The sequence below is a fragment of the Cyanobium sp. T1B-Tous genome, assembly GCF_024345475.1.
Classification (GTDB): domain Bacteria; phylum Cyanobacteriota; class Cyanobacteriia; order PCC-6307; family Cyanobiaceae; genus Cyanobium_A.
Genome location: NZ_JAGQBE010000007.1, coordinates 20,510 through 44,442 on the forward strand (window position 1 = coordinate 20,510; position 23,933 = coordinate 44,442).

26 protein-coding genes and 1 tRNA gene are annotated in these 23,933 nt (G+C 69.1%); 11 read left to right on the forward strand and 16 right to left on the reverse strand.

The genetic code is table 11. From position 1 onward, the window contains the following. Positions 1-2 precede the first annotated feature (2 nt). Entirely contained in the window at positions 3-752 is a 750-nt protein-coding gene (locus tag KBY71_RS02910) for a histidine phosphatase family protein (RefSeq protein WP_254927496.1), read from the forward strand. Here the strand turns inward: KBY71_RS02910 and KBY71_RS02915 are convergent. Further along, the gene (locus KBY71_RS02915; protein ID WP_254927497.1) at positions 749-1,162 is read right to left on the reverse strand and encodes a phage holin family protein; all 414 of its coding nucleotides are present in this window, start codon (positions 1,160-1,162) and stop codon (positions 749-751) included. The two genes, KBY71_RS02910 and KBY71_RS02915, sit on opposite strands and share 4 nt — an antisense overlap. Next, positions 1,159-1,581: a glycine zipper domain-containing protein gene (locus KBY71_RS02920; protein WP_254927498.1), complete on the reverse strand. Its 423-nt coding sequence runs from the start codon at positions 1,579-1,581 to the stop codon at positions 1,159-1,161. The genes KBY71_RS02915 and KBY71_RS02920 overlap by 4 nt, the downstream gene beginning before the upstream one ends. Before the next feature lie 99 nt (positions 1,582-1,680). Here KBY71_RS02920 and smc point away from each other — a divergent pair, with 99 nt between their 5' ends. Both smc and KBY71_RS02930 read left to right on the forward strand, forming a co-directional pair. After that, positions 1,681-5,292: a chromosome segregation protein SMC gene (gene smc / locus KBY71_RS02925; protein ID WP_254927499.1), complete on the forward strand. Its 3,612-nt coding sequence runs from the start codon at positions 1,681-1,683 to the stop codon at positions 5,290-5,292. A gap of 68 nt (positions 5,293-5,360) precedes the next feature. Beyond that, positions 5,361-6,434, forward strand: coding sequence for a PRC-barrel domain-containing protein (locus tag KBY71_RS02930; RefSeq protein ID WP_254927500.1), 1,074 nt, complete (start codon positions 5,361-5,363; stop codon positions 6,432-6,434). 10 nt (positions 6,435-6,444) lie between these two features. Here the strand turns inward: KBY71_RS02930 and msrB are convergent, their stop codons facing one another. The 3 genes from msrB to KBY71_RS02945 all read right to left on the reverse strand — a co-directional run bounded on the left by msrB (position 6,445) and on the right by KBY71_RS02945 (position 8,325). Continuing rightward, on the reverse strand, positions 6,445-6,888 hold the full coding sequence (gene msrB / locus KBY71_RS02935) for a peptide-methionine (R)-S-oxide reductase MsrB (RefSeq protein ID WP_254927501.1): 444 nt from the start codon (positions 6,886-6,888) through the stop codon (positions 6,445-6,447). A 28-nt stretch (positions 6,889-6,916) separates the two neighbouring features. Next, positions 6,917-8,191, reverse strand: coding sequence for a glycosyl transferase (locus KBY71_RS02940; protein ID WP_254927502.1), 1,275 nt, complete (start codon positions 8,189-8,191; stop codon positions 6,917-6,919). A gap of 52 nt (positions 8,192-8,243) precedes the next feature. Next, positions 8,244-8,325, reverse strand: a tRNA-Leu gene (locus tag KBY71_RS02945). A gap of 136 nt (positions 8,326-8,461) precedes the next feature. Between KBY71_RS02945 and accC the strand changes: the two genes are divergently transcribed. Next, positions 8,462-9,820 carry an acetyl-CoA carboxylase biotin carboxylase subunit gene (gene accC, locus KBY71_RS02950; protein WP_254927503.1) on the forward strand — a complete coding sequence of 453 codons (1,359 nt, stop codon included), beginning with the start codon at positions 8,462-8,464 and terminating at the stop codon, positions 9,818-9,820. Positions 9,821-9,841: 21 nt separating this feature from the next. Here the strand turns inward: accC and KBY71_RS02955 are convergent, their stop codons facing one another. Then, positions 9,842-10,186 (reverse strand): YggT family protein, encoded by a 345-nt coding sequence (locus KBY71_RS02955; RefSeq protein WP_254927504.1) that lies wholly within the window; start codon positions 10,184-10,186, stop codon positions 9,842-9,844. Positions 10,187-10,276: 90 nt separating this feature from the next. On the opposite strand from KBY71_RS02955, the gene psbX reads away from it, so the two are divergent. The 4 genes from psbX to KBY71_RS02975 are packed head-to-tail and all read left to right on the forward strand — an operon-like array spanning position 10,277 to position 12,450. Beyond that, entirely contained in the window at positions 10,277-10,399 is a 123-nt protein-coding gene (gene psbX / locus KBY71_RS02960) for a photosystem II reaction center X protein (RefSeq protein WP_190390211.1), read from the forward strand. Positions 10,400-10,455: 56 nt separating this feature from the next. Further along, positions 10,456-11,391: a Ycf66 family protein gene (locus tag KBY71_RS02965; protein ID WP_254927505.1), complete on the forward strand. Its 936-nt coding sequence runs from the start codon at positions 10,456-10,458 to the stop codon at positions 11,389-11,391. Positions 11,392-11,446: 55 nt separating this feature from the next. Further along, positions 11,447-11,977 carry a Tol biopolymer transporter periplasmic protein gene (locus KBY71_RS02970; protein WP_254927506.1) on the forward strand — a complete coding sequence of 177 codons (531 nt, stop codon included), beginning with the start codon at positions 11,447-11,449 and terminating at the stop codon, positions 11,975-11,977. Continuing rightward, positions 11,974-12,450 carry a hypothetical protein gene (locus tag KBY71_RS02975; RefSeq protein ID WP_254927507.1) on the forward strand — a complete coding sequence of 159 codons (477 nt, stop codon included), beginning with the start codon at positions 11,974-11,976 and terminating at the stop codon, positions 12,448-12,450. The genes KBY71_RS02970 and KBY71_RS02975 overlap by 4 nt, the downstream gene beginning before the upstream one ends. On the opposite strand, the gene KBY71_RS02980 is transcribed toward KBY71_RS02975, so the two are convergent. Genes KBY71_RS02980 through KBY71_RS02990 form a run of 3 tightly spaced genes read right to left on the reverse strand, consistent with a single transcriptional unit; the run spans position 12,447 to position 15,021 of the window. Continuing rightward, entirely contained in the window at positions 12,447-12,623 is a 177-nt protein-coding gene (locus KBY71_RS02980) for a chlorophyll a/b-binding protein (RefSeq protein WP_315858500.1), read from the reverse strand. The genes KBY71_RS02975 and KBY71_RS02980 overlap by 4 nt on opposite strands. A gap of 4 nt (positions 12,624-12,627) precedes the next feature. Then, positions 12,628-14,619, reverse strand: a complete 1,992-nt coding sequence (locus KBY71_RS02985; protein WP_254927508.1) for an ABC transporter ATP-binding protein/permease — start codon at positions 14,617-14,619, stop codon at positions 12,628-12,630. Between the two features lie 39 nt (positions 14,620-14,658). After that, complete coding sequence (locus tag KBY71_RS02990; RefSeq protein ID WP_254927537.1) at positions 14,659-15,021, reverse strand: histidine triad nucleotide-binding protein; 363 nt, start codon at positions 15,019-15,021, stop codon at positions 14,659-14,661. A 61-nt stretch (positions 15,022-15,082) separates the two neighbouring features. Between KBY71_RS02990 and KBY71_RS02995 the strand changes: the two genes are divergently transcribed. Beyond that, positions 15,083-16,660 carry a YifB family Mg chelatase-like AAA ATPase gene (locus tag KBY71_RS02995; protein WP_254927509.1) on the forward strand — a complete coding sequence of 526 codons (1,578 nt, stop codon included), beginning with the start codon at positions 15,083-15,085 and terminating at the stop codon, positions 16,658-16,660. A gap of 27 nt (positions 16,661-16,687) precedes the next feature. On the opposite strand, the gene KBY71_RS03000 is transcribed toward KBY71_RS02995, so the two are convergent. The 5 genes from KBY71_RS03000 to def form a co-directional block, all read right to left on the reverse strand. Beyond that, positions 16,688-16,870: a hypothetical protein gene (locus KBY71_RS03000; RefSeq protein WP_254927510.1), complete on the reverse strand. Its 183-nt coding sequence runs from the start codon at positions 16,868-16,870 to the stop codon at positions 16,688-16,690. A gap of 104 nt (positions 16,871-16,974) precedes the next feature. Beyond that, a complete protein-coding gene (gene rpsU, locus KBY71_RS03005) occupies positions 16,975-17,145 on the reverse strand; it encodes a 30S ribosomal protein S21 (protein WP_010304532.1) in 171 nt (56 codons plus the stop codon). 87 nt (positions 17,146-17,232) lie between these two features. Continuing rightward, positions 17,233-17,895 carry a DUF3747 domain-containing protein gene (locus KBY71_RS03010; protein WP_254927511.1) on the reverse strand — a complete coding sequence of 221 codons (663 nt, stop codon included), beginning with the start codon at positions 17,893-17,895 and terminating at the stop codon, positions 17,233-17,235. 54 nt (positions 17,896-17,949) lie between these two features. After that, a complete protein-coding gene (locus KBY71_RS03015) occupies positions 17,950-18,147 on the reverse strand; it encodes a hypothetical protein (protein ID WP_254927512.1) in 198 nt (65 codons plus the stop codon). Between the two features lie 10 nt (positions 18,148-18,157). After that, entirely contained in the window at positions 18,158-18,742 is a 585-nt protein-coding gene (gene def / locus KBY71_RS03020; RefSeq protein WP_254927538.1) for a peptide deformylase, read from the reverse strand. Between the two features lie 168 nt (positions 18,743-18,910). Between def and KBY71_RS03025 the strand changes: the two genes are divergently transcribed. Both KBY71_RS03025 and KBY71_RS03030 read left to right on the forward strand, forming a co-directional pair. After that, on the forward strand, positions 18,911-20,773 hold the full coding sequence (locus KBY71_RS03025) for a prolyl oligopeptidase family serine peptidase (RefSeq protein ID WP_254927539.1): 1,863 nt from the start codon (positions 18,911-18,913) through the stop codon (positions 20,771-20,773). Then, on the forward strand, positions 20,770-22,143 hold the full coding sequence (locus KBY71_RS03030) for a sodium/glutamate symporter (protein ID WP_254927513.1): 1,374 nt from the start codon (positions 20,770-20,772) through the stop codon (positions 22,141-22,143). Before KBY71_RS03025 ends, KBY71_RS03030 begins: the two co-directional genes overlap by 4 nt. Here KBY71_RS03030 and KBY71_RS03035 read toward each other — a convergent pair. Together KBY71_RS03035 and KBY71_RS03040 are read right to left on the reverse strand one after the other, a co-directional pair. Continuing rightward, positions 22,125-22,805, reverse strand: a complete 681-nt coding sequence (locus tag KBY71_RS03035) for a class II aldolase/adducin family protein (RefSeq protein WP_254927514.1) — start codon at positions 22,803-22,805, stop codon at positions 22,125-22,127. The genes KBY71_RS03030 and KBY71_RS03035 overlap by 19 nt on opposite strands. 5 nt (positions 22,806-22,810) lie before the next feature. Continuing rightward, positions 22,811-23,908 carry an ecdysteroid 22-kinase family protein gene (locus KBY71_RS03040; RefSeq protein WP_254927515.1) on the reverse strand — a complete coding sequence of 366 codons (1,098 nt, stop codon included), beginning with the start codon at positions 23,906-23,908 and terminating at the stop codon, positions 22,811-22,813. Between the last annotated feature and the right edge of the window lie 25 nt (positions 23,909-23,933).

Here is a 23,933-nt window from a genome sequence, read left to right on the forward strand (position 1 = left end):
CCATGCTCATTCCCCTGGTGCTGGCTGGAATCCTGATGAGCCTGCCCGCGCAGGCCAACCCCAGCCAACCGATGGCCCGCTATTTCGGCATGCGCCATGGCGAGAGCGTGCCGTCCTCCCAGCAACGGATCTGCAGCGCCATGGCCGCAGGGATCGATCCCCGCAACGGGCTCACGGAACGGGGTCGGCAGGAGGCCCAGGCGTCCAGCGATGCCTGGATTGCGGCCCATGGGGACACCATCCGCAGGGCCTGGCAGCAGGGTGGGCTGTGGATTGTTAGCTCGCCATTCAGCCGCAGCCGCGAAACGGCGGAGATCCTGGTGGAGCGGCTGCAGCACTGGCAACGCCAGCAGGGCCCAGCCCTGGCGATTCGCCTCGAAGCCGACCTGCGGGAGCGGGATTTCGGCCGCTTGGAAGGCCAGAGCCCGAGCGGCCCCCTCTACCGGCGCGTCTGGGACCAGGACGCCACCGATCCCAGCGGGACACCCTGGGGCGTGGAGAGCGCCGCCGCGGTGCAGCGGCGCGGCGCGGCCCTGATGGCCCGGCTGGAACGGGAGGCCGCGGCGAATCCAGACCGGGTCACGGTGCTGGTGTCCCACGGCGACACCCTGAAAATCCTGCAGACCAGCGCCCAGGGCCAGAGCGCCGCCGCCCATCAGGACCCCAGCCGGGTGAAGCCTTTCCAAACCGGAGAGATCCGGGCCCTGGTCTGGGCCCACCCACCGGCACCCGCCCCGGCTGCCGGGCCTTAGCGGCCCAGCACCGCCTTGGTGGTTTTGCTCAGCCCGGAGATGGTCTGGGGCAGGTAGGGCCCCTTGAGCAGCTGGCCGCCCACCCGCACGAACACCCCGGCCAGCACCAGATTCAAGGCGGCCACGGCCAGGGCGGCATGGATCCAGCTCAGCCCCTGGGCCGCATGCAGCCACAGAAGCAGGGCCAGCTCGGCGCCGATCAGGGACAGGAGCAGCAGCGTCAGCCCGCCACTGAGCAGCAGGGCCCCGCTGATCAGGCGGCGCTTTTCCCGATCCACCTCCTGCAGGGCAATGCGCACGTGCAGGTCCATCACCGAGGTCATCAGGGCCCCAACCCGGCCGGCCGCCACCCGGGCCACACCGCTGCGCCGCTCCTCTGGGGGCTGGCCCGACCCGTTCGACTCCGTCATGCCGAGCGCCGCCCCGAGGCCAGCAGCAGACCCAGCACCACCCCCACGCCCGCGGCGATGCCGATCGCCATCAAGGGGCGCTCCCGCACCGGCTTCTCGATCCGGGGCCGCAGGCTGGCATTGAGCTCATCGAGCAGGCTTTCCAGCTGGGCCTCGATGGGTGCCAGGTTGTCCGCCAGACGGCTGGTTTGGCCGCTGGCCACCTCCAGCAGCTCCCACAACTGGTCTTTCACCACAGCGGCGGTGCGGCCGGTCTGGCTGGCGATCACCTCCGCCACCTCATCGAAACTGCCCCGGGTGGCTTCCAGGGTCTGGCGGGCCACGGCGGGCCACTCCCGCTGGATGGTGGGGATCAGCGTCTCAAAGCGCTCACGGAAGCCCTCGGGGCTCGTGGCACGGGGAGGCGTTTCGGCGGTCATGGGAGAAGGGGCGACAACGCAGCTCAGCCTTCAAGGTAAGGAGGGGGTTGAGCTTTCGAAACCCTCCGCTACATTTCTGCTGCTCGGCGCACGGGCCTGTTGGTTCACATCAATCAGGTCGAGCTCACCCACTTCAAGTCCTTTGGCGGCTCGATCTCGATCCCGCTGGAAGAAGGCTTCACGGTGGTCACCGGCCCCAACGGCTCCGGCAAGAGCAACATCCTCGATGCCGTGTTGTTCTGCCTCGGGCTGGCCAGCAGCCGGGGCATGCGGGCCGACCGCCTGCCCGACCTAATCAACAGCGCCATGCTGCGCGAGGGCAAGGCCGCCGAAACCTCGGTGAGCGTGCGCTTCGACCTGACCGACTGGCAACCCGACGAGGCCGAGGCCGGCCTGGAGCCCCCCGAGGAGGGCCCCTGGATCCGCACAGGCCAGAAGGACTGGACCGTGAGCCGGCGGCTGCGGGTGGCGCCGGGGGGCACCTACGCCAGCAGCTTCAGTGCCGATGGCGTGCCCTGCAACCTGCAGCAGCTGCAGGGCCAGCTACGGCGCCTGCGGGTGGATCCGGAGGGCAGCAACGTGGTGATGCAGGGCGACGTGACCCGCATCGTCTCGATGAGTGCCCGCGACCGCCGCGGCATCATCGATGAGCTGGCCGGCGTGGCCCTGTTCGACAGCCGCATCGAGCAGACCCGCGGCAAACTCGACGAGGTGCAGGAGCGCCAGGAGCGCTGCAGCATCGTGCAGCAGGAGCTGCTCAGCTCCCGCCAGAAACTCGAACGGGACTGCGCCAAAGCGCGCACCTACCAGGATCTACGCCAGCGCCAGCACACCGGCCGACTGCAGGAACAGGTGCTGGCGTTCGAGGCGGCCCAGGCCAGCCAGGCAGCCCTGCTGCGCCGCCGCGAAGCCCTCACGGCCCAGCAGCTGGGCGAGCGCGAGGCGATCGCTGCCGGCGAGGAGGCGCTGACCGCCGCCACCACCGCCCTCGAGCAGCTCCAGGCCGAGGTGAAGGCCCTCGGCGAAGACCAGCTGATCGCCGTGCAGGCGGAGCTGGCGGGACTGGAGGCCAGTGGCCGCGAACTGGCCCGTCAGGCCGAAAAACACCAGCTCGACGCCGAAGCCCTGCAACGCCAGCGGCAGGAGCTGGCCCACAACCAGGGCGAGCTGCGGCGCCAGCAGGGGAGCCTGGAGAGCAGCTCCGACCAAGCGGCCCTGGAGGCCGCCGAGGAGGCCTGCCGCAACGGCGAAGCCGCCGTGGAGCTCTCCCGCCGCCGCCTCGGCGAGGTGGCTGGCCGCTCCGGCAGCTGGCTGGAGGAGCAACAGCAGCGCAGCCTCGCCCGCCAGCAGCTCACCGAGCAGCTGGGCCCCCTGGAGGCGGAACGCCAGCAACTGCAGGAACGGCTGCGGCAGCACCAGGAGCGGCTGGCGGAACTGCAGCAGGAGGAGCAGCAAGAGGGCCTCAGCCATCGCAGCGGCCAGCAGCAGTTGGAGGCCACTGAGAGCGCCTGGCAGCAGGTGCTGGAGGCCACCCGCCTGGAGCAACAACAGGCGCAGGAGCTGGCCGAAGCCCTGGCCCTGCAGCAGCGCACCCGCAGCCGGCTGGAGCAGGAGCAGACCCAGCTGGAGCGCGAGATCGCCCGGCTGGACAGCCGCCGCGAGACCCTGCAGGAAAGCCGCGGCACCGGCGCCCTGCGGGTGTTGCTCGAAGCTGGCCTCGACGGCATCCACGGCCCGGTGGCCCAGCTCGGCGAGGTGGAGGAGCGGGTGCGCCTGGCGCTGGAAGTGGCCGCCGGCGGGCGCCTGGGCCAGGTGGTGGTCGACGACGACCGCATTGCCGCCCGGGCCATCGAGCTGCTCAAAACCCGCCGGGCCGGGCGGCTCACCTTTCTGCCGCTCAACAAGATCCGGGGGGGAGCCGGCGGCGGCAGCGCCAGTTCCGGGGCGGCCCTGCAGCGGGGCGACGCCGGGGCCGGCGGAGCCGGTCGCATTGGCAAGGCGGTGGATCTGGTGCGCCACGAACCCGTCTATGCCGAGGTGTTCCGCTACGTCTTCGGCGACACCCTGGTGTTCGACACCCTGGCCAATGCCCGGCGTGAGCTTGGGCGCTGCCGGGCGGTGACCCTCGAGGGAGAACTGCTGGAAAAGAGCGGGGCGATGACCGGCGGCAGCCTGCAGCAACGCGGCAGCCAGCTCAGCTTCGGCCGCGCCCAGGAGGGGGATGAGGCCGCTCCCCTGCGGCAGCGGCTGCTGGAGCTGGGCGAGAGCCTGCTGGCCTGCCGCCGCAAGGAGGCCGAACTGGGCCAGCAACTGGAAGCCCTGCGCCCCCAGCTGCTGGAGCACCAGCAACGGCAGGCTGCCCTGGAGGCCGAACGCAGCGCCGCCCAGCGGGCCCTGGCCCCCCAGCTGCAGCGCCAGCAACAACTGGGGGGCCGCCTGACCCAGCTGCAGGAGGCGCTGGGGACCGATCTGCAGCGCCAGCAGGAGCTGGAATCCTTGCTGGCCCCCCTCCAGCAGCAGCGGACGGCCCTGGAGCAGGCCGAGGCCGCCGTCCAGGCCTCGGGCGATTCCGCCCGCTGGCAGGGCCTGCAAAGTGAATTGGAAGCAGCCGATACGGCCCTGGCCGCCGCCCGGCACCAACGGGATGGGCTCCTGGCCGCCCGACGGGAGCGGGCCCTGGCCGCCGAGCGGCTGCGCAACCAGCTCGACGCCCTGGGCGCCGATGAGCAGCGCCTGGTGGCCGCCGTCCAGGCCCTGGTGGCGGAGCGGGCCCGCTGGAAGGAGCAGCAGCAGGCCGACCAGGAACGCCGCAGCAGCCTGGAAACCCAGCAGCAGGACCTGCAGACCCGCTTCGGCGAGCGGCGGCGGGCCCGCGATGCCGCCGAAGCCCAGCTGGCCGCCCAGCGCCAGGCCCTGCAGCAGAAGCAGTGGGAGGTGCAGCGGCTGGGCGAGGAGCTGGAGTCGCTGGCCGAACAACAGCGCGGCGATCAGCTGCGTCTGGCCCAACTCGAGCGGGAGCTGCCCGACCCCCTGCCGGAGATCCCCGAGGAGGTGCGGGAGGCGGGCCTGGAGGCCCTGCAGGCCGAGCTGCGCAGCCTGCAGGCACGGATGGAGGCCCTCGAACCGGTGAACATGCTGGCCCTCGAGGAGCTCGAGCAGCTGGAAACCCGGCTGGCGGAACTGGCGGAGCGGCTGGAAGTGCTCAGCAAGGAGCGCGAAGAGCTGCTGCTGCGCATCGAAACCGTGGCCACCCTGCGCCAGGAGGCCTTCCTGGAAGCGTTCACGGCGGTGGACGGCCACTTCCGCACGATTTTCGAGGGCCTCTCCGATGGCGAAGGCCACCTGCAGCTGGAAAACCCCGAAGCCCCCCTGGAGGGGGGCCTCACCCTGGTGGCCCATCCGAAGGGCAAGGCGGTGCGCCGGCTCAATGCGATGAGCGGTGGCGAGAAATCGCTGACGGCCCTCAGCTTCCTGTTTGCCCTGCAGCGGTTCCGGCCGTCGCCCTTCTACGCCCTCGACGAAGTGGACAGCTTCCTCGATGGGGTCAACGTGGAGCGCCTTGCCGCCCTGATCGCCAGCCAGGCCGACCAGGCCCAGTTCATGGTGGTCAGTCACCGGCGCCCCATGATCGCCGCCGCCACCCGCACCATCGGCGTCACCCAGGCCCGGGGGGCCCACACCCAGGTGGTCGGTTTACCGCCCGCGGCCTGAGACACCCCTTCCCCGGCGGGCCAGGTGGGTCACAATGGGCCGACTGGGCCACGGACACGACCCGTTCTTTGACCTCCTCCATTCCCCCCTCTGCTGATCTCGGATCAGCCGCTGCCCCCAGTGATCGCCTCTGGTTGCGCTCCGAGCTGATGGGCACCCAGGTGATTACCCGTGACACCGGCCGGCGGCTGGGGGTCGTGGGCGAGGTGGTGGTGGATATCGACCGGCGTGAGGTGGTGGCCTTGGGGCTGCGCGACAACCCCCTGACCCGTTTTCTGCCCGGTCTGCCCCGCTGGATGCCCCTGGATCGGATCCGCCAAGTGGGCGATGTGATCCTGGTGGATTCGGTCGATTCCCTCGCCGAGGCCTTCAATCCGGACCGTTACAGCAAGGTGATCAACTGCCAGGTGATCACCGAAGCAGGCGATCAGCTGGGGCGGGTGCTGGGGTTCAGCTTCGACATCGAAACCGGCGAACTGGCCACCCTGGTGATCGGTGCCCTGGGGGTGCCGCTGCTGGGCGAGGGCGTGCTGAGCACCTGGGAACTCACGGTCGAGGAGATCGTCAGCAGCGGTCCCGACCGGATCATCGTGTACGAAGGGGCCGAAGAGAAGCTCAAGCAACTGGGCTCGGGCCTGCTGGAAAAACTGGGGATCGGTGGGCCGAGCTGGGAGCAGGAGGAGCGGGAACGGTTCCGCAGTGGCATGGTGCCGGTGGAAAACCAATTGGCCGCTGGCCAGCCGGCGGTGCAGGAACAGCGCCGCATCCAGCCGGCCACCAGCCGGGCCTTTGAGCCCGAAGAAGAGCTTGATTACGTCGAGCTGGACGCCCAGCGCCAACGGGAACCGCTGCGCCAGCGCCGCTACCTCGACGAGGAGGAGTCCCGCTTCGAGCCATCGAGGTACGAACCATCTAGGTACGAGCCATCCGGGTATGAGGAGTCCGACTACCCGGAGAGCAGGGACGACGACGGCCGCTTCGGCAGCGCCCGGCGGCCCCTGGAACCCGAGCCCCGGCCGGTTGAGCGGCGGCCGCTAGAGGCCAGACAGCCGGAACGCCGCCCCGCACCCAGCCCCTACCGCGAGCCGCTGGATGTGGATGCGGAAGACCTGCCCGGCAACGGCATCGACGACCCCTGGTGACTGCGGGCGCTCAGCGCTCCTTGAAGGCCAGTGAGGCCGAGTTGACGCAATGGCGCTGCCCGGTGGGCGCCGGACCGTCGTTGAACACATGCCCCAGGTGGGCATCGCAGTTGGCACAGCGGATCTCAGTGCGCACCATGCCGTGGGAGCTGTCGGTGTGGGTGCTGATCGCCCCGGATGTCACCCCATCCCAGAAGCTGGGCCAGCCGGTGCCGGAGTCGAATTTGGTGGCACTGCTGTACAGCTCGGCGTCACAGCAGATGCAGTGATACATCCCCGTGCCCTTGTGGTTCCAGTAGGCGCCGGTGAAGGCCCGCTCAGTGCCGCCCTGACGGGCGATCCGGAACTGGTCAGGGGTGAGCTTCTGGCGCCACTGCTCCTCTGAGGCCCCCCGAGCCAGGCCGCTGTCGAGCCCACAGGCCGAGGGGTCGGGAGAGCTGGTGGCGTCTGCCATCGGAACGATTGAAAACACTGGACCAACCCTAGGCACTCCGCCCAGGCGGCATCTGATCGGGGGGCAGCAGCTCCTGCACCAGGGTCGCCAGGCGGGCCACGGCCCCCGGCTGCCCCCGCAGGCTGCGCAGATCGGCCCGCATCCCCTCCAGGCGTTCAGGTGCGGCCAGCCAGTCGGCGGCCTCGGTGGCAATGCTCTCCGGCGTGATCGCCCCCACCCGCTCCGGCACCAGCAGACGGCCGGCGGCGATGTTGGGGGAGGCCAGCAAGCCCCGATGGCGCAGCCGCCAAAGGGTCAGCAGCACCCCAAAGAACCAACGCAGCAGCGGCAGGCGCCCCACCAACCCGGCCAGGCCATCCCAGGCCTGCATCACATGCAAGTGCTGGGTGGGCACGAGCACGAGCATCGGCACCCCCAGGGCCGCCAACTCCGCCGTGTTGGCCCCCACCGTGGTGAGGGCCAGGGCGCATTGGCTGAGGGCGCTGTGCAGCGGGTTCTCGCGGGCCAGCTGGATGCGGGTGCCGGCCGGGGTCTCCAGCAGATCGCCAGCGAGCATCCGGGGCACACCGGCGCGGTAGGTGCGGGCAATCGGGTTGTCCGAGCCGGCCTGGGCAAGCAGTTCCTCCACGCTGGTGGTGGGCGCCACGGGCAGCAGGAAGCGGCAGCCCGGCCGCAGCGCCGCCAGGTGATCGGCCGTCTCCAGCAGAAAGGGCATGCCAACCCGCAGCTTCGCCCGCTTCGAGCCCGGCAGCAGGGCCACCCATTCCCCCTCGGGCAGCGGCGCATCGTTGCGGGCCATCTCCGACAGATCGGCCATCAGATCGCCCACCACCGTGCAGCGTTCTGCCCAGCGCGGCGCCAGGCGACCGGCCGCCAAGGGGCCCATCGCCGCGATCCGGTCGTTCCAGCGGGGCCAGCGGGCCACCCATTCGGCGTAGGTGAGGTGCCGGTAGCCCAGGCGTGCCGAGAGCAGCACCGTCCAGAACTGGTCGCCGCCCAGAAACACCACCACCCCCTGCCGGCCCCAGGGGCCGAACCGCTGGGGCCGCAGCAGCAGCGACCAGAAACTCCGGGCCGGCACGATGCGCTCAAACAATCCCCAGGCCGCCGCGGCGCGGTGTTCCTGCCCCGTGCCGTTCGGGCAGGGCACCAGCACCAGCTGCAAGCTGACATCGGCATCGGGCACCGCCGGCCGCAGCGGCATCAAGCGCTGCAGGCGAAGGGCCAGGGGACGCACCCAGGTGGAGAGCTCTCCCGGGCCATTGCTCACCAGCACGATCGAAACCGGTGGCAGGGGGGTCACCCTGGGAACCCGCTTCGGTTCAGGCAACGGCTGGCTGAAATGAAAAATGAAATGCGGATGACGAGACTTGAACTCGTAAGGCCGAAGCCACACGCCCCTCAAACGTGCGTGTCTACCAATTCCACCACATCCGCATGGGAGGACGGTCCGCCTCAAGGGCGTTCCGGCGTGCAATATACCCATCGCCCTTCCCCCTCGCCCGTTGATGCCGGCGGGCTTGGGAAGCACTGATACAGTCCGCTTTGGCCCGTATCAGCTGAGTCGCCGCGGATGCCCATCGGCAAGTTGCTGATCGCCAACCGTGGCGAAATTGCCCTGCGAATCCTGCGCACCTGCCGGGAGCTGGGGATCCCCACCGTGGCCGTCTACAGCACGGTGGACAAGAACGCCCTGCACGTGCAGCTGGCCGACGAAGCCGTGTGCGTGGGCGAGGCGCCCAGCAGCAAGAGCTACCTCAACATTCCCAACATCCTGGCGGCGGCCACCTCCCGGGGTGCCGATGCCATCCACCCCGGCTACGGCTTTCTGGCCGAAAACGACCGCTTCGCCGAGATCTGCGCCGACCACGGCATCACCTTCGTGGGTCCCTCCCCGGAAGCCATCCGCTCGATGGGGGACAAGTCGACGGCCAAGACCACCATGCAGACGGTGGGCGTGCCCACCATCCCCGGCAGTGAAGGCCTCCTGGATACCCCAGCAGAGGCCGCCCGCCTGGCGGAATCCATGGGCTATCCCGTGATGATCAAGGCCACCGCCGGCGGCGGTGGCCGCGGCATGCGCCTGGTGCCCGGCCCGGACCAGCTGGAGAGCCTGTTCAAGGCAGCCCAGGGGGAAGCGGAAGCGGCCTTCGGCAACCCCGGGCTGTACATGGAGAAATTCATCGACCGGCCTCGGCACGTGGAGGTGCAGGTGCTGGCCGATCGCCACGGCAACGTGGTGCACCTCGGGGAGCGCGACTGCTCGATCCAACGCCGCCACCAGAAGCTGCTGGAGGAAGCGCCCAGCGTGGCGATCAATGCCGACCTGCGCCGCCAGATGGGCGAAGCCGCCGTGGCCGCCGCCCGCACCATTGGCTACGAGGGCGCCGGCACCGTCGAGTTCCTGGTGGATCGCAGCGGCAAGTTCTATTTCATGGAAATGAACACCCGCATCCAGGTGGAGCACCCGGTCACCGAAATGGTCACCGGCGTCGACCTGATCGCCGAGCAGTTGCGGATTGCCGGAGGGGAGCCGATCTCGGTCACCCAGGACCAGATCAAGCTCTGCGGCCACGCCATCGAGGTGCGCATCAACGCCGAAGACCCTCGCCAGAACTTCCGCCCCGCCCCCGGCAAGATCACCGGCTGGCTCCCCCCGGGCGGCCCGGGTGTGCGGGTCGACAGCCACGTCTACACGGGCTACGAGATCCCGCCCTTCTACGACTCCCTGATCGGCAAGGTGATCGTGTGGGGCACCGACCGGCCCCATGCCCTGCGGCGCCTGCGGCGTGCCCTGTCGGAATGTGCCGTCACCGGCATCCCCACCACCATCGACTTCCACCTGCAGCTGCTCGATCGGCCCGAATTCCAGGCCGGCGACGTGCACACCAAGTTCGTGGAGCAGGACATGCTGCCCCAGAAAACCCCCTGAGCCGCGAGCTCAGCGGGCCAACTACCCCACCATCAGGCCCTGGGCCCGCAGCAACACCAGGGTGACCAGTCCCTGTTGGCCCACGAGCAGTTCGCGCACCAGGCTGAGCAGACCGACCCACACCACCGGCGTCACATCCACACCGCCGATGGGCTGGATCAGACGCCGGGTGGCCACCAGCAGCGGCTCGGTGGGGGCCCCGATCCAGCGCATCGCGCCCCGGCTCAGATCCACCTGGGGATACCAGGTGAGCACGATGCGAAACAGAAACAGCAGGGTCCACAGCGCCAGGCCCAGCCCCAGCGCCAGGTTCAGCCCGGACAACAACGGCAGCCAGGACAGGGATTCGGAGGGCAGGGCCGTCACAAAGCTCTAAGCAGCTGGGAGTGCAGCGTAGGAAGCGGCCGCCACTGCCTAGGATTCCGCGACGCTTGACGCCTGAAAGCGGGCCCCGCCATGACCCCTTCCCTCGCCAATTTCCTCAACAGCCTGGTGGCTGGTGCCGTGATCGTGGTGGTGCCCATCACCATCGCCCTGGTGCTGATCAGCCAGAACGATCGCCTCGATCGCCGCCTCTGAGCCCGGCTCTGGACCAGCTGCCTACACTGGCGAAACGGTCCGACGGGTGAGTTTCCGTGGTTAACGCCAGCCTGAATTGGGCCAGCATCGTGGGCATCGTGCTGGCGGTGGGCGGTGCGCTGCTCTATTTCATGCGCAGCTTCAAGCCCGCCCTGGCCCGCGACTACGACGTCTTCTTTGCCGCCGTGGGTCTGCTCTGCGGCGGCATTCTGTTTTTTCAGGGTTGGCGCCTCGACCCGATTCTCCAGTTCGGCCAGTTCCTGTTGGCTGGCACCACGGTGTTTTTCGCCTACGAGAGCGTGCGGCTGCGGGGCGTGACCACCGAACAGGCCAGGCGTTCGTCCTACTTCGATGACGACGAACCCATGCCAGCCCCGGGCCCCTACCGGCCCCGCATGGGTGGACGGGCCTGGGGCGAGAGCGACGTGGATCGCTTTGATGAACCCCAGCCCCTGCGCCGCCGCATCCCATCCCGCGAGGAAGAAGGCGACGACGACTTCTACCGGGCCCGCCGGCCGAGCAGTCGGGCAGCCATTCCGGAACGGGCGGCGAGCCGGCGGCCGACCGAAGATGACTGGGCAGCCCAACCGGCGCCCGCCACGCCCGATCGCAGCCGCTACAGCCCCTCGGGCAGCAGCCCTAGCAGCCGCCCTGCGCCTGATTTCGGCGCCCGGCGCCGGGACCGGGACAGCGGCAGCGAACCGCGCCGCGGCAGCCGTCCTGTGGCCTCCAACGAGGGGATGCCGCGCTCCAGCCGGCGCCCCGCGGAAGGAGAGGCTTCCCCGGCTTCGGGGGCCCCACAACGGGGACCAGCGGGGATTCCTCAGGGAGCCCCCCTCAGCGGTGGGGCCAACTCCGCAGGGGGTCAGGCCCCTGGCCGGACCAACAGGCCGGCCGCCGGCGACATCAGCGATGCCGACTTCAGCCCGATCAAGCCCCCCTCCAGCCCCGGGCCCCGCCCACGGGACAACAGCTCGCGGTTCGACGACTGAATCCCCCCTGACCAGGCCCTTCCGGATCCCGGCCCTGCTGGTGCCGGCTCTGCTGATGCCGGCTGTCGCGCTGCTGCTAGCCGGCTGCGGGGAGGGAGCCTGGCTCAACCGGCGCAGCGCCGGACCGACGGGTGGATTCCTGGAGGCCAACCGCCAGGATCCAGCCCTCAGCGGCCAGGGGCGCTTCCTGGCCTCGGTGGTGGAACGGAGCGGCCGCGCCACGCTGCTGCTGCAGGAGCAACCCGGCGGCACGGTGATCCGCCTGCGCCACTTCCAGGGCCACCAGCCCCACAGCTCCCCCTCCCTGAGCTGGACCGGCCGCTACGTGGCGGCCCTGGTGCAGCAGGGGGCGCAGCGGGTGGCCCTGATCGAAGATCGGGCCACCGGAGCCCTCCATCGCCTGCCGCTGCCCGCGGATCGCACCGCCGTACGCCTCAGCCTGGCGCCGGATGCCCGCCGGCTGGCCGTGCAAGTGGCCCAGCGAGGCCAGTGGCGTGTCCAGGCCTTTGACCTGACTGGCCTGCTGGAACCCGACCTCCCCGGCGGCATGGCCGTCCAGGGCGGCGGGCCCGGAGCCCCACCATGAAGAGGCTGCTGAGCGCCACACTCCTGGCAGGCCTGCTCAGCGGCTGCATGGGCTCCATGCCGCTGCCGATCGGACCGCTCAACCGCCAACTGGAGAGCCTGGGGGCCAACCGCGACCCCTCCCTCAGCGGCCGCTGGCTGGCCCTGATCAGCGGCAAGGGCGGACGGGAGCAGGTGGTGCTGGTGGATCTGGAGCGTCAGCAGCCCCTACCCCTGCCAGGCCTCAACAGGGCTGATGCCCAGCCGGTGAGCGTCAGCGTGGATAGCGCGGGCGAGCGAATCGCCCTGGTGCGGCAACTGGAGGGGCGCACGGAACTGGTGCTCTACCGGCGATCCCTCCAGAGCTTGCAGCCGATCGCCATGGTGCCGAGTGGGGTGCCCAGGCAGGTGCAGCTGCAGGCCGATGGTCGCCAGATGGCCGTCCAGGTGAGTCGGGCCGGCCTCTGGCAAGTGGATCTGGTGCAGATCCCCTAGGGCACCAGGCCAGCCCAGTGAAGGAAGGTGTCACCACTGAGGGCCTCGATCAGCAGCACGGCTGCAAAGCCCACCATGGCGAAACGGCCATTCACCCGTTCGGCATAACCGCTCCAGCCGAAGGCCGGCACATCACGGGTGGTGGCGCTGGTGGCGGGAGTCTCGTCAGGCATCACATCAAGCATGGCGGCCAACGTCATAGCCGGCCGCGGGCAACAGGCGCCAGTTCCCCGTGCCATCGAGCTCCAGCACCGTGTCGTGGAAAGCGGTGAGGGTGGGCCTGTGGCCGACGCTCACGAAGGCCATCTCCCGCTCCGCCAGGAGGCCGTAGAGGTGGCGCTCGGTGGCCACGTCGAGGGCGCTGGTGGCCTCATCGAGAACCACAAACAGGGGCGAATTGAGCAGCAACCGGGCAAAAGCCAAGCGCTGTTGCTCCCCCAGGGAGAGCAGGCGCGGCCAGTCCTGGATGATGTCGAGATCGGGGTAGCGCTGCACCAGCTCGGGCAGCCGCACCTGCTCGAGCACATGCCGCAGTTGCTCATCGCTGAAGCGATCGGGCTGGAGGGGGTAGCAGAGCTGCTCGCGCAGGCTGCCCAACAACATGTAGGGCTTCTGGGGGATGAACAGCAGCTCCCCTTCGCTGGGACGCTCCACCCGGCCGGCCGCCGGGGGCCACAGACCACTCACCATGCGCAGGAACGAGGTTTTTCCGCAACCCGACGGGCCCACCACCAGGAGCCGCTGGTGGCGATCCACTTCAAGGCTGAGATCGCGGATCAGGGTGCGCTGGGTGCGCGGCGGCACCAGGTCGACATGGCTCACCAGGATGGAGCCATCGGGGCGACCACCACTGGTGGCTGCGAGCTTGGCCTCCAGGGCCGCGGCCTCGAGACCGATCGAATCCACCTTGCCCTGGAATCCTTCCAGGCGGCTGATGGAGGCGGAGAAGGCGGCCAGCCGGTCGATGTTGTTGACGATGTAACTCACCGAAAACAGCACCTGGCTGAAGGCGATGCTGGCTTGACCAAACACGCCGAAATCCACTCCCTTGGCGAAGTAGATCGGCGCAATCACCAACCAGGGAAGGAAGCGAGAGAAATAATCGTAAGAACGCTGGATGACACTGATCAGTGCCTCCCAGATGATCAGTCGGTCATAGTTGCGTATGGCACCGCCCAGCCGCCGCTCGGCCTCCTTCGCCTCCTGCTGCTCACCGCGGTAGAAGGCGATCGACTCGGCGTTGTCGCGGATGTGCACCAAGCCATAACGGAAATCAGCCTCGAGCTTGAGTTGCTGATAGTTCAGATTCACCAGCTTGCGACTGGCAAACACGATCAAAGCGGTGCCACCCACCGAGTAGGCCAGCAGCACCAAGGCCAGCTGGTCACTGATGGTCCACAGCACGATGATGAAGCTGACAAAGGTCAGCAGGGCCGAGATGATCTCGACGGTGACGCTCAGACTCGTGCCGGTGAAGCTGGCAGCATCCTGGGAGATCCGCTGATCCGGGTTGTCGATCTCTTCGATCGATTCATCGTTTGGATTGAGAACGTAGTAAGCCCGATTCGATAGATACCGGGTGAGCAGGCGGCCACTCAGCCATTCACGCCACAACAGCCCAAGCTTGGGGATCAAATAACTCTGAATCGCCCGGATTGGCAGGGCCAGCACCAGGCAAAAAGCATAGATCGCAACAATCTTCCAGAAGTCCTCAACCTTGTAGGCCACCAAGGCATTTTCAATGTTGCGGGCGATATAGCTAATTCCCACATTGATGCCGTTAATCACCAGAATCAACAGGGTGATCACCCCCATCAACAGCCAGGGCAACCAGCGCCCCTGGCGCAACTTGGCTCGGAAGGCCACAAAACAGACCAGGCCGGCAGCCAGCAGCACCATCACCAGCGGGCCGATCGGGCTGCGCCAGATCGCCGCCACCTGCTCAGGCACCCCGGGCAGAAAACGGCTGCGCAATTCGGGGATGAGAGCGCCGCTCAGGGCCAGCACCCCGGTGAGCAGGAGCAGCGTGCTGCCCACCACCACCGCCAGCAACGCGGCCACCAGCACCAGAAACTGCCAGCCCCGGGTGTCATCCACCGGCAGGAAGTAGGGCTGGGCCAGGCGCTGCAGCTTGGCCAGCTGTTCGCGGAGGGCCTTGAAGGGGTTCATGGGGCGACTCGGATCAGGGCATTCTCGCTGGGCTGTTCCCTAGCCCGGGGGCCAGGCCAGCGGACGCCCACCAATCACATGCACATGCAGATGGAACACGGTCTGACCGGCTTCTGCTCCACTGTTGATCACGGTGCGGAAGGCCTCCAGCCCCTCCTGGCGCGCCACCCGGGCCGCCACCAGCAGCAGATGGCCGAGGAGATCCTGGTGCTGCTCGGTGGCGTCAGACAACTGGGCGATCGGCTGGCGCGGAATCACCAGCACATGCACCGGGGCCTGGGGAGCCACGTCGCGAAAGGCCAGACAGCGGTCATCGGCGTACACCTGATCACAGGGGATCTCCCCGCGGAGGATGCGTCCAAAAATGGTGTCTTGGCTCGCCGAATCAGGGGAGCTGGCCATTGCAGCGGAGAACTGGGGATGGGACAGGGGTGGCACTAACGCTGTAGTGGCCCAGGGCGTGATGTTGGCACGGTGCAAGACGGCGGCGCTGCAGGGCCTGGAGGCCCGGCCGGTGCTGGTGGAAGTGGATCTGGCCCCGGGGCTGCCCGGCCTACAGATGGTGGGACTGGCCGATGCGGCCGTGCAGGAGGCGCGGGAGCGGGTGCGCTCCGCCCTTCGCCACAGCGGCCTCAAGGTGCCGCTGACCCGGGTGGTGGTGAACCTGGCCCCGGCCGACCTGCGCAAGGAAGGACCAGCCTTCGATCTCCCCATTGCCCTGGGCCTGCTGGTGGCCAGTGGCCAGCTGGCTGGGGAGCGAAGCGATGGGGTGTGGAGCGCCGGGGAACTGGGACTCGATGGCGCCCTGAGGCCAATTCGGGGCGTGCTCGCCATCGCCATCGCCGCCCAGCGCCACGGCGCCCGCGCCCTGCTCGTGCCGGAGGGCAATGCCTGGGAAGCCGCCCTGGTGAGCGGGCTACGGGTGTGGGGCGTCCGCAACCTGGCCCTGGCGCTCTGGCATCTGGAACATCCCAACGCCGACGATCAGCCCCGGGCCGTCGCGTCAGCTCCCGTGTTGGCCCGTGCGGGCCAGGAAGCCCCGGATCTCACCGATGTGAAGGGACAGGCCCACGGCCGGCGCGCCCTGGAGATCGCCGCCGCCGGGGGACACCACCTGCTGCTCTGCGGACCTCCCGGCAGCGGCAAAACGATGCTGGCTCGGCGCCTGGCGGGCCTGCTCCCGCCGCTGAACCCCGCTGAGGCCCTGGAACTGACGGCCCTCCATTCGGTGGCCGGACTGCTCGACAGCAGCCAGGGGCTGCTGCAGGAGCGCCCGTTTCGAAGCCCCCATCACAGCTGCTCCGGGCCAGCCCTGATTGGCGGTGGGAGCCAACCCCAGCCGGGGGAGCTGGCCCTGGCCCACCACGGCGTGCTCTTCCTCGATGAGCTCACAGAATTTCGCCGGGCCGTGCTCGACCAGCTGCGCCAACCACTGGAGGAGGGCGAGGTGTGGATCCACCGGGCCCGCCATCGCACGCGCTTCCCCTGCCGGATCATCCTGGCGGCCGCCACCAACCCCTGCCCCTGCGGCTGGTGGGGCGATCCGGAGCGCAGCTGCCGCTGCGGCGAAGGGCAACGGCGGCGCTACTGGGGGCGGTTATCGGGGCCCCTGCTGGATCGCATCGACCTCCAGGTGGTGATGCGGCGTCCCAGCAGTGCGGCCCTCACCGCCCCCTTCCGCAGCCAGCGATCCACTGGATGGACTGCACCAGCAGTCCAGGATGCCGGCCAGGCCAGCGAATCCACCGCGGTGGTGCGGCAGCGCGTCCAACGGGCCCGCTCCCGCATGGCGGCCCGCAACCCAGCCGGCTGCAGCAACAGCCAGATCCCTGGAGGCCACCTGCAACAGGTGGTGCGGCTGGCGCCAGACGCCCTGGCCGTGTGGGAAGGAGCCCTGCAGCACAGGCAACTCAGCGCCAGGGCGGGGGAGCGGCTGCTGCGGGTCGCCCAGACCATCAGCGACCTCGGCGATGAATTCGGCATCAGCGCCGGGGCCATCGCCGAAGCCCTCACCTACCGATCCTTTGACCAGCAGGGCTGATCAGGGGCGGTGATTCAGCGGCGGTGATCAGCGGCGGTGCGGATGGTCGCGGTAGGGCTGAACACCCACGTTGGGGGGCAAGTTGGCCTGCTCCTCGCGGGGATTTCCGAAGGCATGGGCGAGGCTGTCGCCGATCCAGCCGGCAAAAGCCCGGAGGGCAGGCAGGGGAGCCCGCATCGGCATCGCAAGGACGTTGACCTGTGCAGCCATGGTGGCGACCTCAGGGAGGACCCTTCCAGCATGGAGACGCTTCAAACCCATGGGAACAGGTAAAAGCACCTGTTCCCTTTGGCCTTGGGGAGAGCCCGCGGAGATCAGCGGCGGCGGCGGCGCTGCTGGGCCTTGCGCTTGTACTTCTCGACGGGGGTCTCGTGGTGACGCAGGCGCTTGAGGTCGGCAAAGATGCCCGCCTTGGACACCTGGCGCTTGAAGCGGCGCAGGGCCGATTCAATTCCTTCGTTTTCGCCGACGGTGACCTGGGTCATGAAGCGCTGGGCAGCTCTCAGAGTTGATCAATGTAGCAACTGCCTCAACGCACCCAGCCCTGAGCGTCGAGAGGCAGGACCCAGGGCCTATCGACGGGAGCTTGCGCTGGGCTGACCCAGAACCTGCGCGGGAACCTGAACTGGAACGGCGGCGGGAACAGCAGACACGCCCTGCTGGCTTCCCGCCTCTGGCCAGTTATCCCGGTAGAGGTAGACATGGCCCAGGGAGCGGCCGCCGTAGGCCCGGCGCTTGAGCTGCCAGCCCGGCTCAAACACCAGCTGCAGGAAGTTGGTGCCCGGCCCCTGGGTGCGGGCCACGACCATTTCCGGCCCCGCTCCAGCCTTGGTGGGCACCGCGAGCAGCACGTTGTCGCCGCTTTGACGGAGCACGGTGAGGCGATAACTGGTGGCCAGATCGGCACCACCCACCCGCACCGAATAGCCGTTGGCATCGATGAAACGGCTGCAGATCCCGGTGAAATCAAAGCTGGCCAGCAGGGGCTCAACCGGCGCGGGAGCCCCGGGAGCCACCGCAAAGCAGGGCCGGGTGGGTTTCACCTGCTCGTAGATGTTGAGCTGAGCGCGGGTGCCATCCCCGATCGGGGCCGCCACCAAGACAAAGCGCTCCTGGCTGAGGTCCACGGCCTGGAACAGGGCACTGGCGCGGGCGGGAGTGACGGCTCCGGCCCCAAGAACCACCGCTGCCGTGGCCAAGGACAGGGAACGGAGGGTCAGATCTGGCACTCGCATCACAGCTTCCAGGAGATCGGTGAACGCAATCGTATGCAGGTCAGCCCGCCAGGGCTAGGCCGGCTTGTTGATCCGAATGGCGAGCAGCAGCGCCACCACCGTGCCGGGCAGACTCAGCCCCAGGATCCAACCGGTGGCTTGCACCCCCAGGTCGGGCTCGCCATAGGACAGCTCAAAGACCGAGCCGGTGGCAGCGATGCCCAGCAGACAGGCGAGGGCCAGAAAGAGGCCCGCCAACGGTTTCATCGGCATCGAACGGTTCTCAGCGAATGGATTGGACGTCGGCGCGCTTGAAGCCTTTCTCCTGCAGCCCCTCGTTGAGGCTCAGCTCATCGGTGACCCGATCGACGAACAACACCCCGTTGAGATGGTCCATCTCGTGTTGGATGCAGCGGGCCAGCAGACCATCGGCCTTGACCCGTTGGGGGCGGCCCATCTCGTCGCGGTAGGTGACCTCAACGGCAGCCGGACGCACCACATTGAGGTAGACGCCAGGGATGCTCAGGCAACCCTCCTCGTAGGTCTCGATGGCGGCTCCGAAGGAGCCGATCTCCGGGTTGATCAATACCATCGGAGGGGTGGCGGCATTCTCCGGATCGAGGTCGATCACGAGCAGTTGCTTGTGCACCCCCACCTGGGGGGCGGCCAGGCCGATGCCCCGGGCGCTGTACATGCTGCGCAGCATGTCGCGGGCCAGGTCCCGCACGCTCTCATCCACCTTGCTGATGCGGCGGGCCGGGGTGCGCAACACCGCATCGCCCAGGGTGTGGATGGTGAGCGGAGGCTCGTCGAGCACCTCCTTCGGCACCTGCACACCGCGGGTGGCCTGCACCGCAGAGCGAGCCATCTGGGCGAAGCTGCTGGCGGAACTGCGGGCCAACGGGATCGTGAAGAGATTGAATTGGATTCTACGGCGGCCCGCCGGCGCCCCCGCGTGCACCCCACACCGTTGACCGCGCCCCCCCACGACGCCACCTCCGCCCCTCGGCTCCAGCCGCTGCCGGCAGCACTGGTGGTGGGACGCACGCCGAGCCTGAAAGAACCGCTGCTTCGCAACGGACGGCTGCTGTGGCTGGAGCAGCGTCCCCAGGAGCAGGGGCGCACCACGCTGATGCAGCAATCCGCCCAGGGGAGTGGGGCGGTGGAACTGACCCCCGCCCCCCGCAACCTGCGCAGCCGGGTGCACGAGTACGGCGGCGGCGTCTATGCCCTCGAGGGCAACGATCTGGTGTTTGTCGACGACGGCGACCGCTGCCTCTGGCACCTGGGCCTCGAACCCGGTGGGGGCCTGCCGCCCCACCCGCCGCGGCGCCTGACCGAACCCGGGCCACGGGCCTTCGCCGATGGGCTGATCGATGGCCCCCGCCGGCGCTGGATCGGCGTGATGGAGAGCGGGGGCCGCGACCAGCTGGTGGCGGTGCCCTTGGCGGGGGGAGAGCCCCAGCGGGTGCATCAGCCCACCGACTTCTGCGGCTACGCGGCCCTCAGCCCCGACGGGCGCCAGCTCGCCTGGGTGGAGTGGCAGCAGCCGTTGATGCCCTGGGACGGCAGCCAGCTCTGGCTGGCCGATGTCAACGCCGCAGGCGGCCTGGAGCGGGTGCGGCAGGTGGCTGGAACGGGCCGCCCGGAATCGGCAGGGCCCCCAACCAGAGCCATCTCGGTGTTTCAGCCGTTGTGGATCGGCCCGGAGCACCTGGTGGTCGCCAGTGATGCCTCGGGCTGGTGGAACCTGCAACGCCTCCACACCCGCTCCGGCCAGTGGCAGGCGCTGCTGCCCCTGCAGGCCGAATTCGCCATGCCCCAGTGGGTGTACGGCATGCGCACCACCGCCTGGGACGGCCAGCAGCTGATCGCCGCGGCCTGCTGGGACGGGGTGTGGCAGCTGGGACGGGTGGACCTCGCCGCCGATCGCGTGGGCACGCCAGCGGCCTGGCAGCCCCTGGAGCTGCCCTTCGACGACCTCGCCGCCCTGAGCGCGGAGGCGGGCCGGCTGGTGGCCGTGGCCAGCAGCCCCACGAGCGCAGAGGGACTGCTGGAGCTGGATCTCGCCAGCGGCACATGGCAGCACACACCCATGGCCTCCTGTCCCCTCGAGCCGGAGGCGATCAGCCGCCCCGAACCGCTCTGGTTCGGGGGCCATGGCGGGCAACGCACCCACGCCTGGTTCTATCCCCCGGCCGGTGGCGCCCACGGGGAGGCGCCCCTGCTGGTGAAAAGCCACAGTGGGCCCACCAGCATGGCCCGGCGGGGCCTGAGCCTGGCCATCCAGTTCTGGACCTCCCGCGGCTGGGGCGTGGTGGATGTGAACTACGGCGGCTCCACCGGTTTCGGCCGGGCCTACCGCGAGCGGCTGAACGGCCAGTGGGGTGTGGTGGACGTGGCCGATTGCGCCGCTGCTGCCCAGGCCGTGGTGGCCGCGGGGAAAGCCAGCCCGGCGCGCCTTGCCATCGAGGGGGGCAGCGCCGGCGGCTTCACCACCCTGGCGGCCCTCTGCTTCACGGACGTGTTCCGGGCCGGTGCCTGCCGCTATGGCGTGGCCGATCTCGGCTCCCTGGCCCAGGACACCCACCGCTTCGAAGCCCGCTATCTCGATGGGCTGGTGGGTCCCTGGCCCGTAGCAAAAGCCACCTACACGGACCGCTCCCCCCTGCAACATGCCGATCGCATCCGCTGTCCCGTGATCTTTTTCCAGGGCCTCGACGACCTGGTCGTGCCGCCCGAGCAGACCGATCGCATGGCGGCGGCCCTGAAGGCCAACGCCGTGCCCGTGGAGGTGCATCGGTTCCCCAACGAAGGCCATGGCTTCCGCAGCAGCACCTCCTTGATCCAGGTGCTCGAAGCCACCGAAGCGTTCTTCAGCAGGCATTTCGGCCTGTGATCGCCACCCTTGAAGGCGACCTGTTCCAAAGCCTTGGCTGGCTGGCCCTTGCCGTGGCCTGCCTCAGCCTGATCCTGGCGGTGGGACGCGCGATCGGCACCCGCCTGCAGCTGCGGCTCTGGGGCATCCCAGAAGCCCTGCTGGCCGGACTGCTGGGCCTGCTGCTGGCCCCGGGCGGGCCACTGCCGCTGCTGCCGCCCCAGGTGCTGCAGCTGTGGGCCGATCTGCCCCTGGTGCTGCTCACCCTGGTGTTCGGCTCGCTGTTGCTGGGCAAACCGCTGCCCAAGCTGGAGGGGCTCTGGCGACCGGTCTCCGGGCAGGTGTCCCTGGCCCTGGTGCTGGCCTTCGGCCAGTACGTGGTGGCCGGCCTGGCGGTGCTGCTGGTGCTGCAGCCCTGGCTGGGGGTGAGCCCGATCATGGCCTGCCTGATTGAGGTGGCCTACGAGGGGGGCCACGGCTCAGCCGCGGCCATGGGGCCGAGCTATGCGGCCCTGGGCTTTCCCGGCGGCCAGGCCCTCGGCCTGGCCATGGCCACCGTGGGGCTGCTCTCCTCCACCCTGGTGGGCGGATTGGTGGTGGTGCTGGCCCGCAAGCGCGGCTGGCTGCTGGCGGATCGGTGTGCTCCAGCCAGCACCCCTGCCGGCGCCGAAGCGCCCGCACCCTCCCCCCCGGGCCCTGCCCCCGGCGCCGCAACCTGGGCGGTGAATCTGGCCCTGGCGGGCGTGGCCGTGCTGGTGGGCGTGGGCCTGCTGGCCGCCCTGCGCTGGCTCACGGGGGGGCTGGGTGACGGCGTCGCCCTGGTGGTCGACTCCCTGCCGGTGTTTCCGCTGGCGATCGTGGGCTCGCTGCTGGTGCGCCTGGTTCTGGAGCGCAGCGGCCAGGCCCACTGGGCCTCCGCTCCGGTGCAGAGCCAGATCGGCACCCTCTCGGCGGATCTGCTGATCACCGCCGCCACCGCCGGGCTGGATCTGGGCCTGCTGCGGGCCGACTGGCTGCCGCTCACGGTGCTGGCGGTGAGCGGCCTGGCCTGGAACCTGGGGGTCACCCTGCTGCTGGCCCCCCGGGTTCTGCCGGCGGACTGGTTTGAGCGGGCGGTGATTGAATTCGGCCAGGCCACCGGTGTGGCAGCCAGCGGCCTGCTGCTGCTGCGCATGGCCGACCCCGACGACCGCAGCGATGCGCTGCCGGCCTTCTCGATCAAACAACTGCTGCTGCAACCCTTTCTGGCGGGCGGGGTGATCACCGTGGTGGCGCCCCTGGCGGTGGCGAGCTGGGGCTTACCCCTCTGGACCGCCGCCTGCCTGGCGGTTGTGGTGCTGGCAGGGAGTGCCGGGCTGCTGCTGGCCCGACTTCAGGCCCCCGCCCCGTAGAGCAGGGTGCGGAACTGGTGATGAACGGCCGCCATCTGCTCGGGGCTGAGCAGGGGCGGCTCGCCCAGTTGCAGGGCCTGGAGATACATCTGGGCCAGGGTTTCCACCTCAATCGCAATGCGCAGGGCCTGGTCGAGGCTGGCCCCCAGGGCCACCTGGCCGTGCTGCCCCAGCAGGCAGGCCCGCCGATCCACCAGGGCCGCCACCGCCAGCGCGGACAGCTCCGCGGTGCCGAAGGTGGCATAGGGGGCGCAGCGGATGTCATCGCCGCCGGCGACAGCGGTCATGTAGTGGAAGGGGGGGATGGCGCGGCCATGGCAGGCCAGGGCCGTGGCGTGGATGGAATGGCAGTGGAGCACCGCCCCAATCTCCGGCCGGCCCGCCAGGATGTCCACATGGAGGCGCCACTCCGAGGAGGGACGCCTGGCGCCGTCATCCCGGGAGCCGCCAGCCAGATCCAAGGCCACCAGATCCTGCGGCTGCATCAGCTCGTAGGGCAGGGAACTGGGGGTGATCAGCAGACCCCCGGGGATCCGCACCGACAGATTGCCCGAGGTGCCCTGGTTGAGGCCCGAAGCATTCATGCGCCGGGCCACCGTCACCAGCTGTTGACGCAGCTCGGCTTCGGAGCCGGGGGCCAGGACAGGGGGGACGGCGGGCAAGGGGTTCAGCGGCGCAGGGGGAAACCGGAGGGATCCGGCAAGGCGGCCCAGGCGTCGATTTCCAGGGCGTAGGCGGCATGCCGCTGGATCGCATCATCCATGAACAGGGCGGCCCGAATCGGGGTATCCGGCCCGCGGGAGAAGCCATGCATCGCCACGCCCGCCGTGATGCAGCGCAGGGCCGACAGCTGCATGTCGTAGCGCGCCTCGCTCAGCGGGTAATCGCGCACGCCCCGGTTCACCAGCTCCTGGTGCCAGGCCAGCAGCAGGTCGTCATGGCGCCCCAATCGCTGCGCCTGGGGCGTACTGCCGCCCACCAAAAACGCGATGTCGATCGCGGCCACACTGCGGCTCGCCCAGGACCAATCGATGATCACCGATTCGGGATCCTCCACGGTGTGAGCGAACAGCAGATTGTCGGCGCGGAGGTCGCCATGCACGAGGGTCCAGGGTCGGTCTTCCATGGCTGCATCCACCGCACTGGTCTGTTCGAGAACGGCGCGGTACAGGTGGCAAACGTCGGGACCAAAACGCACGCCGTAGGTGGCAAAGAAATCCTCAACAATCTCGGCGTTGGGATTGGAGAACCAGAACCCATGGTTGGGCAGCCAGTCATGCTGGTGCAACCCCGGATCCATCCAGAATTCAGCGTGGATGGCGGCCATGCGCTGGATCGAAGCCAGCGTTTCCTGGTAGCTGAGGCCGATCACCTGGTCGCCGGAGCGGAGGTGGGTGAGATCTTCCATCAGCAACCAGGACGGCTCACCGGCATGGGTGGCAAACACGGCCGGCTGGTGATTGCTGAGCCGGGGGGTGCAATGGGTGTACACCCCGACCTCCCGCCCGAAGGCATTGTTCAGACGGCTGAACGCATTGAAATCCTGATCGGATGTTTCACTTTTGAGGATCACGCTGGCAGGGCCAGCACCAGGGGGATCACAGCTCAATTCCAGTCGCCAGGTGGTGGATTGAAATCCCCTGGCTTCACCCAGCAGCTTGGCCTCCAAGCTCTTCACCGTGGTTCCGAGAACCTCCCCAATCCAGTCGGGTTCGGGCTGCTTGACCACAGGGTCGGTCATGGGGGCCTGCATCGGTTCGGTCATGGGGTGATCAAGCGCCTCATCCGAT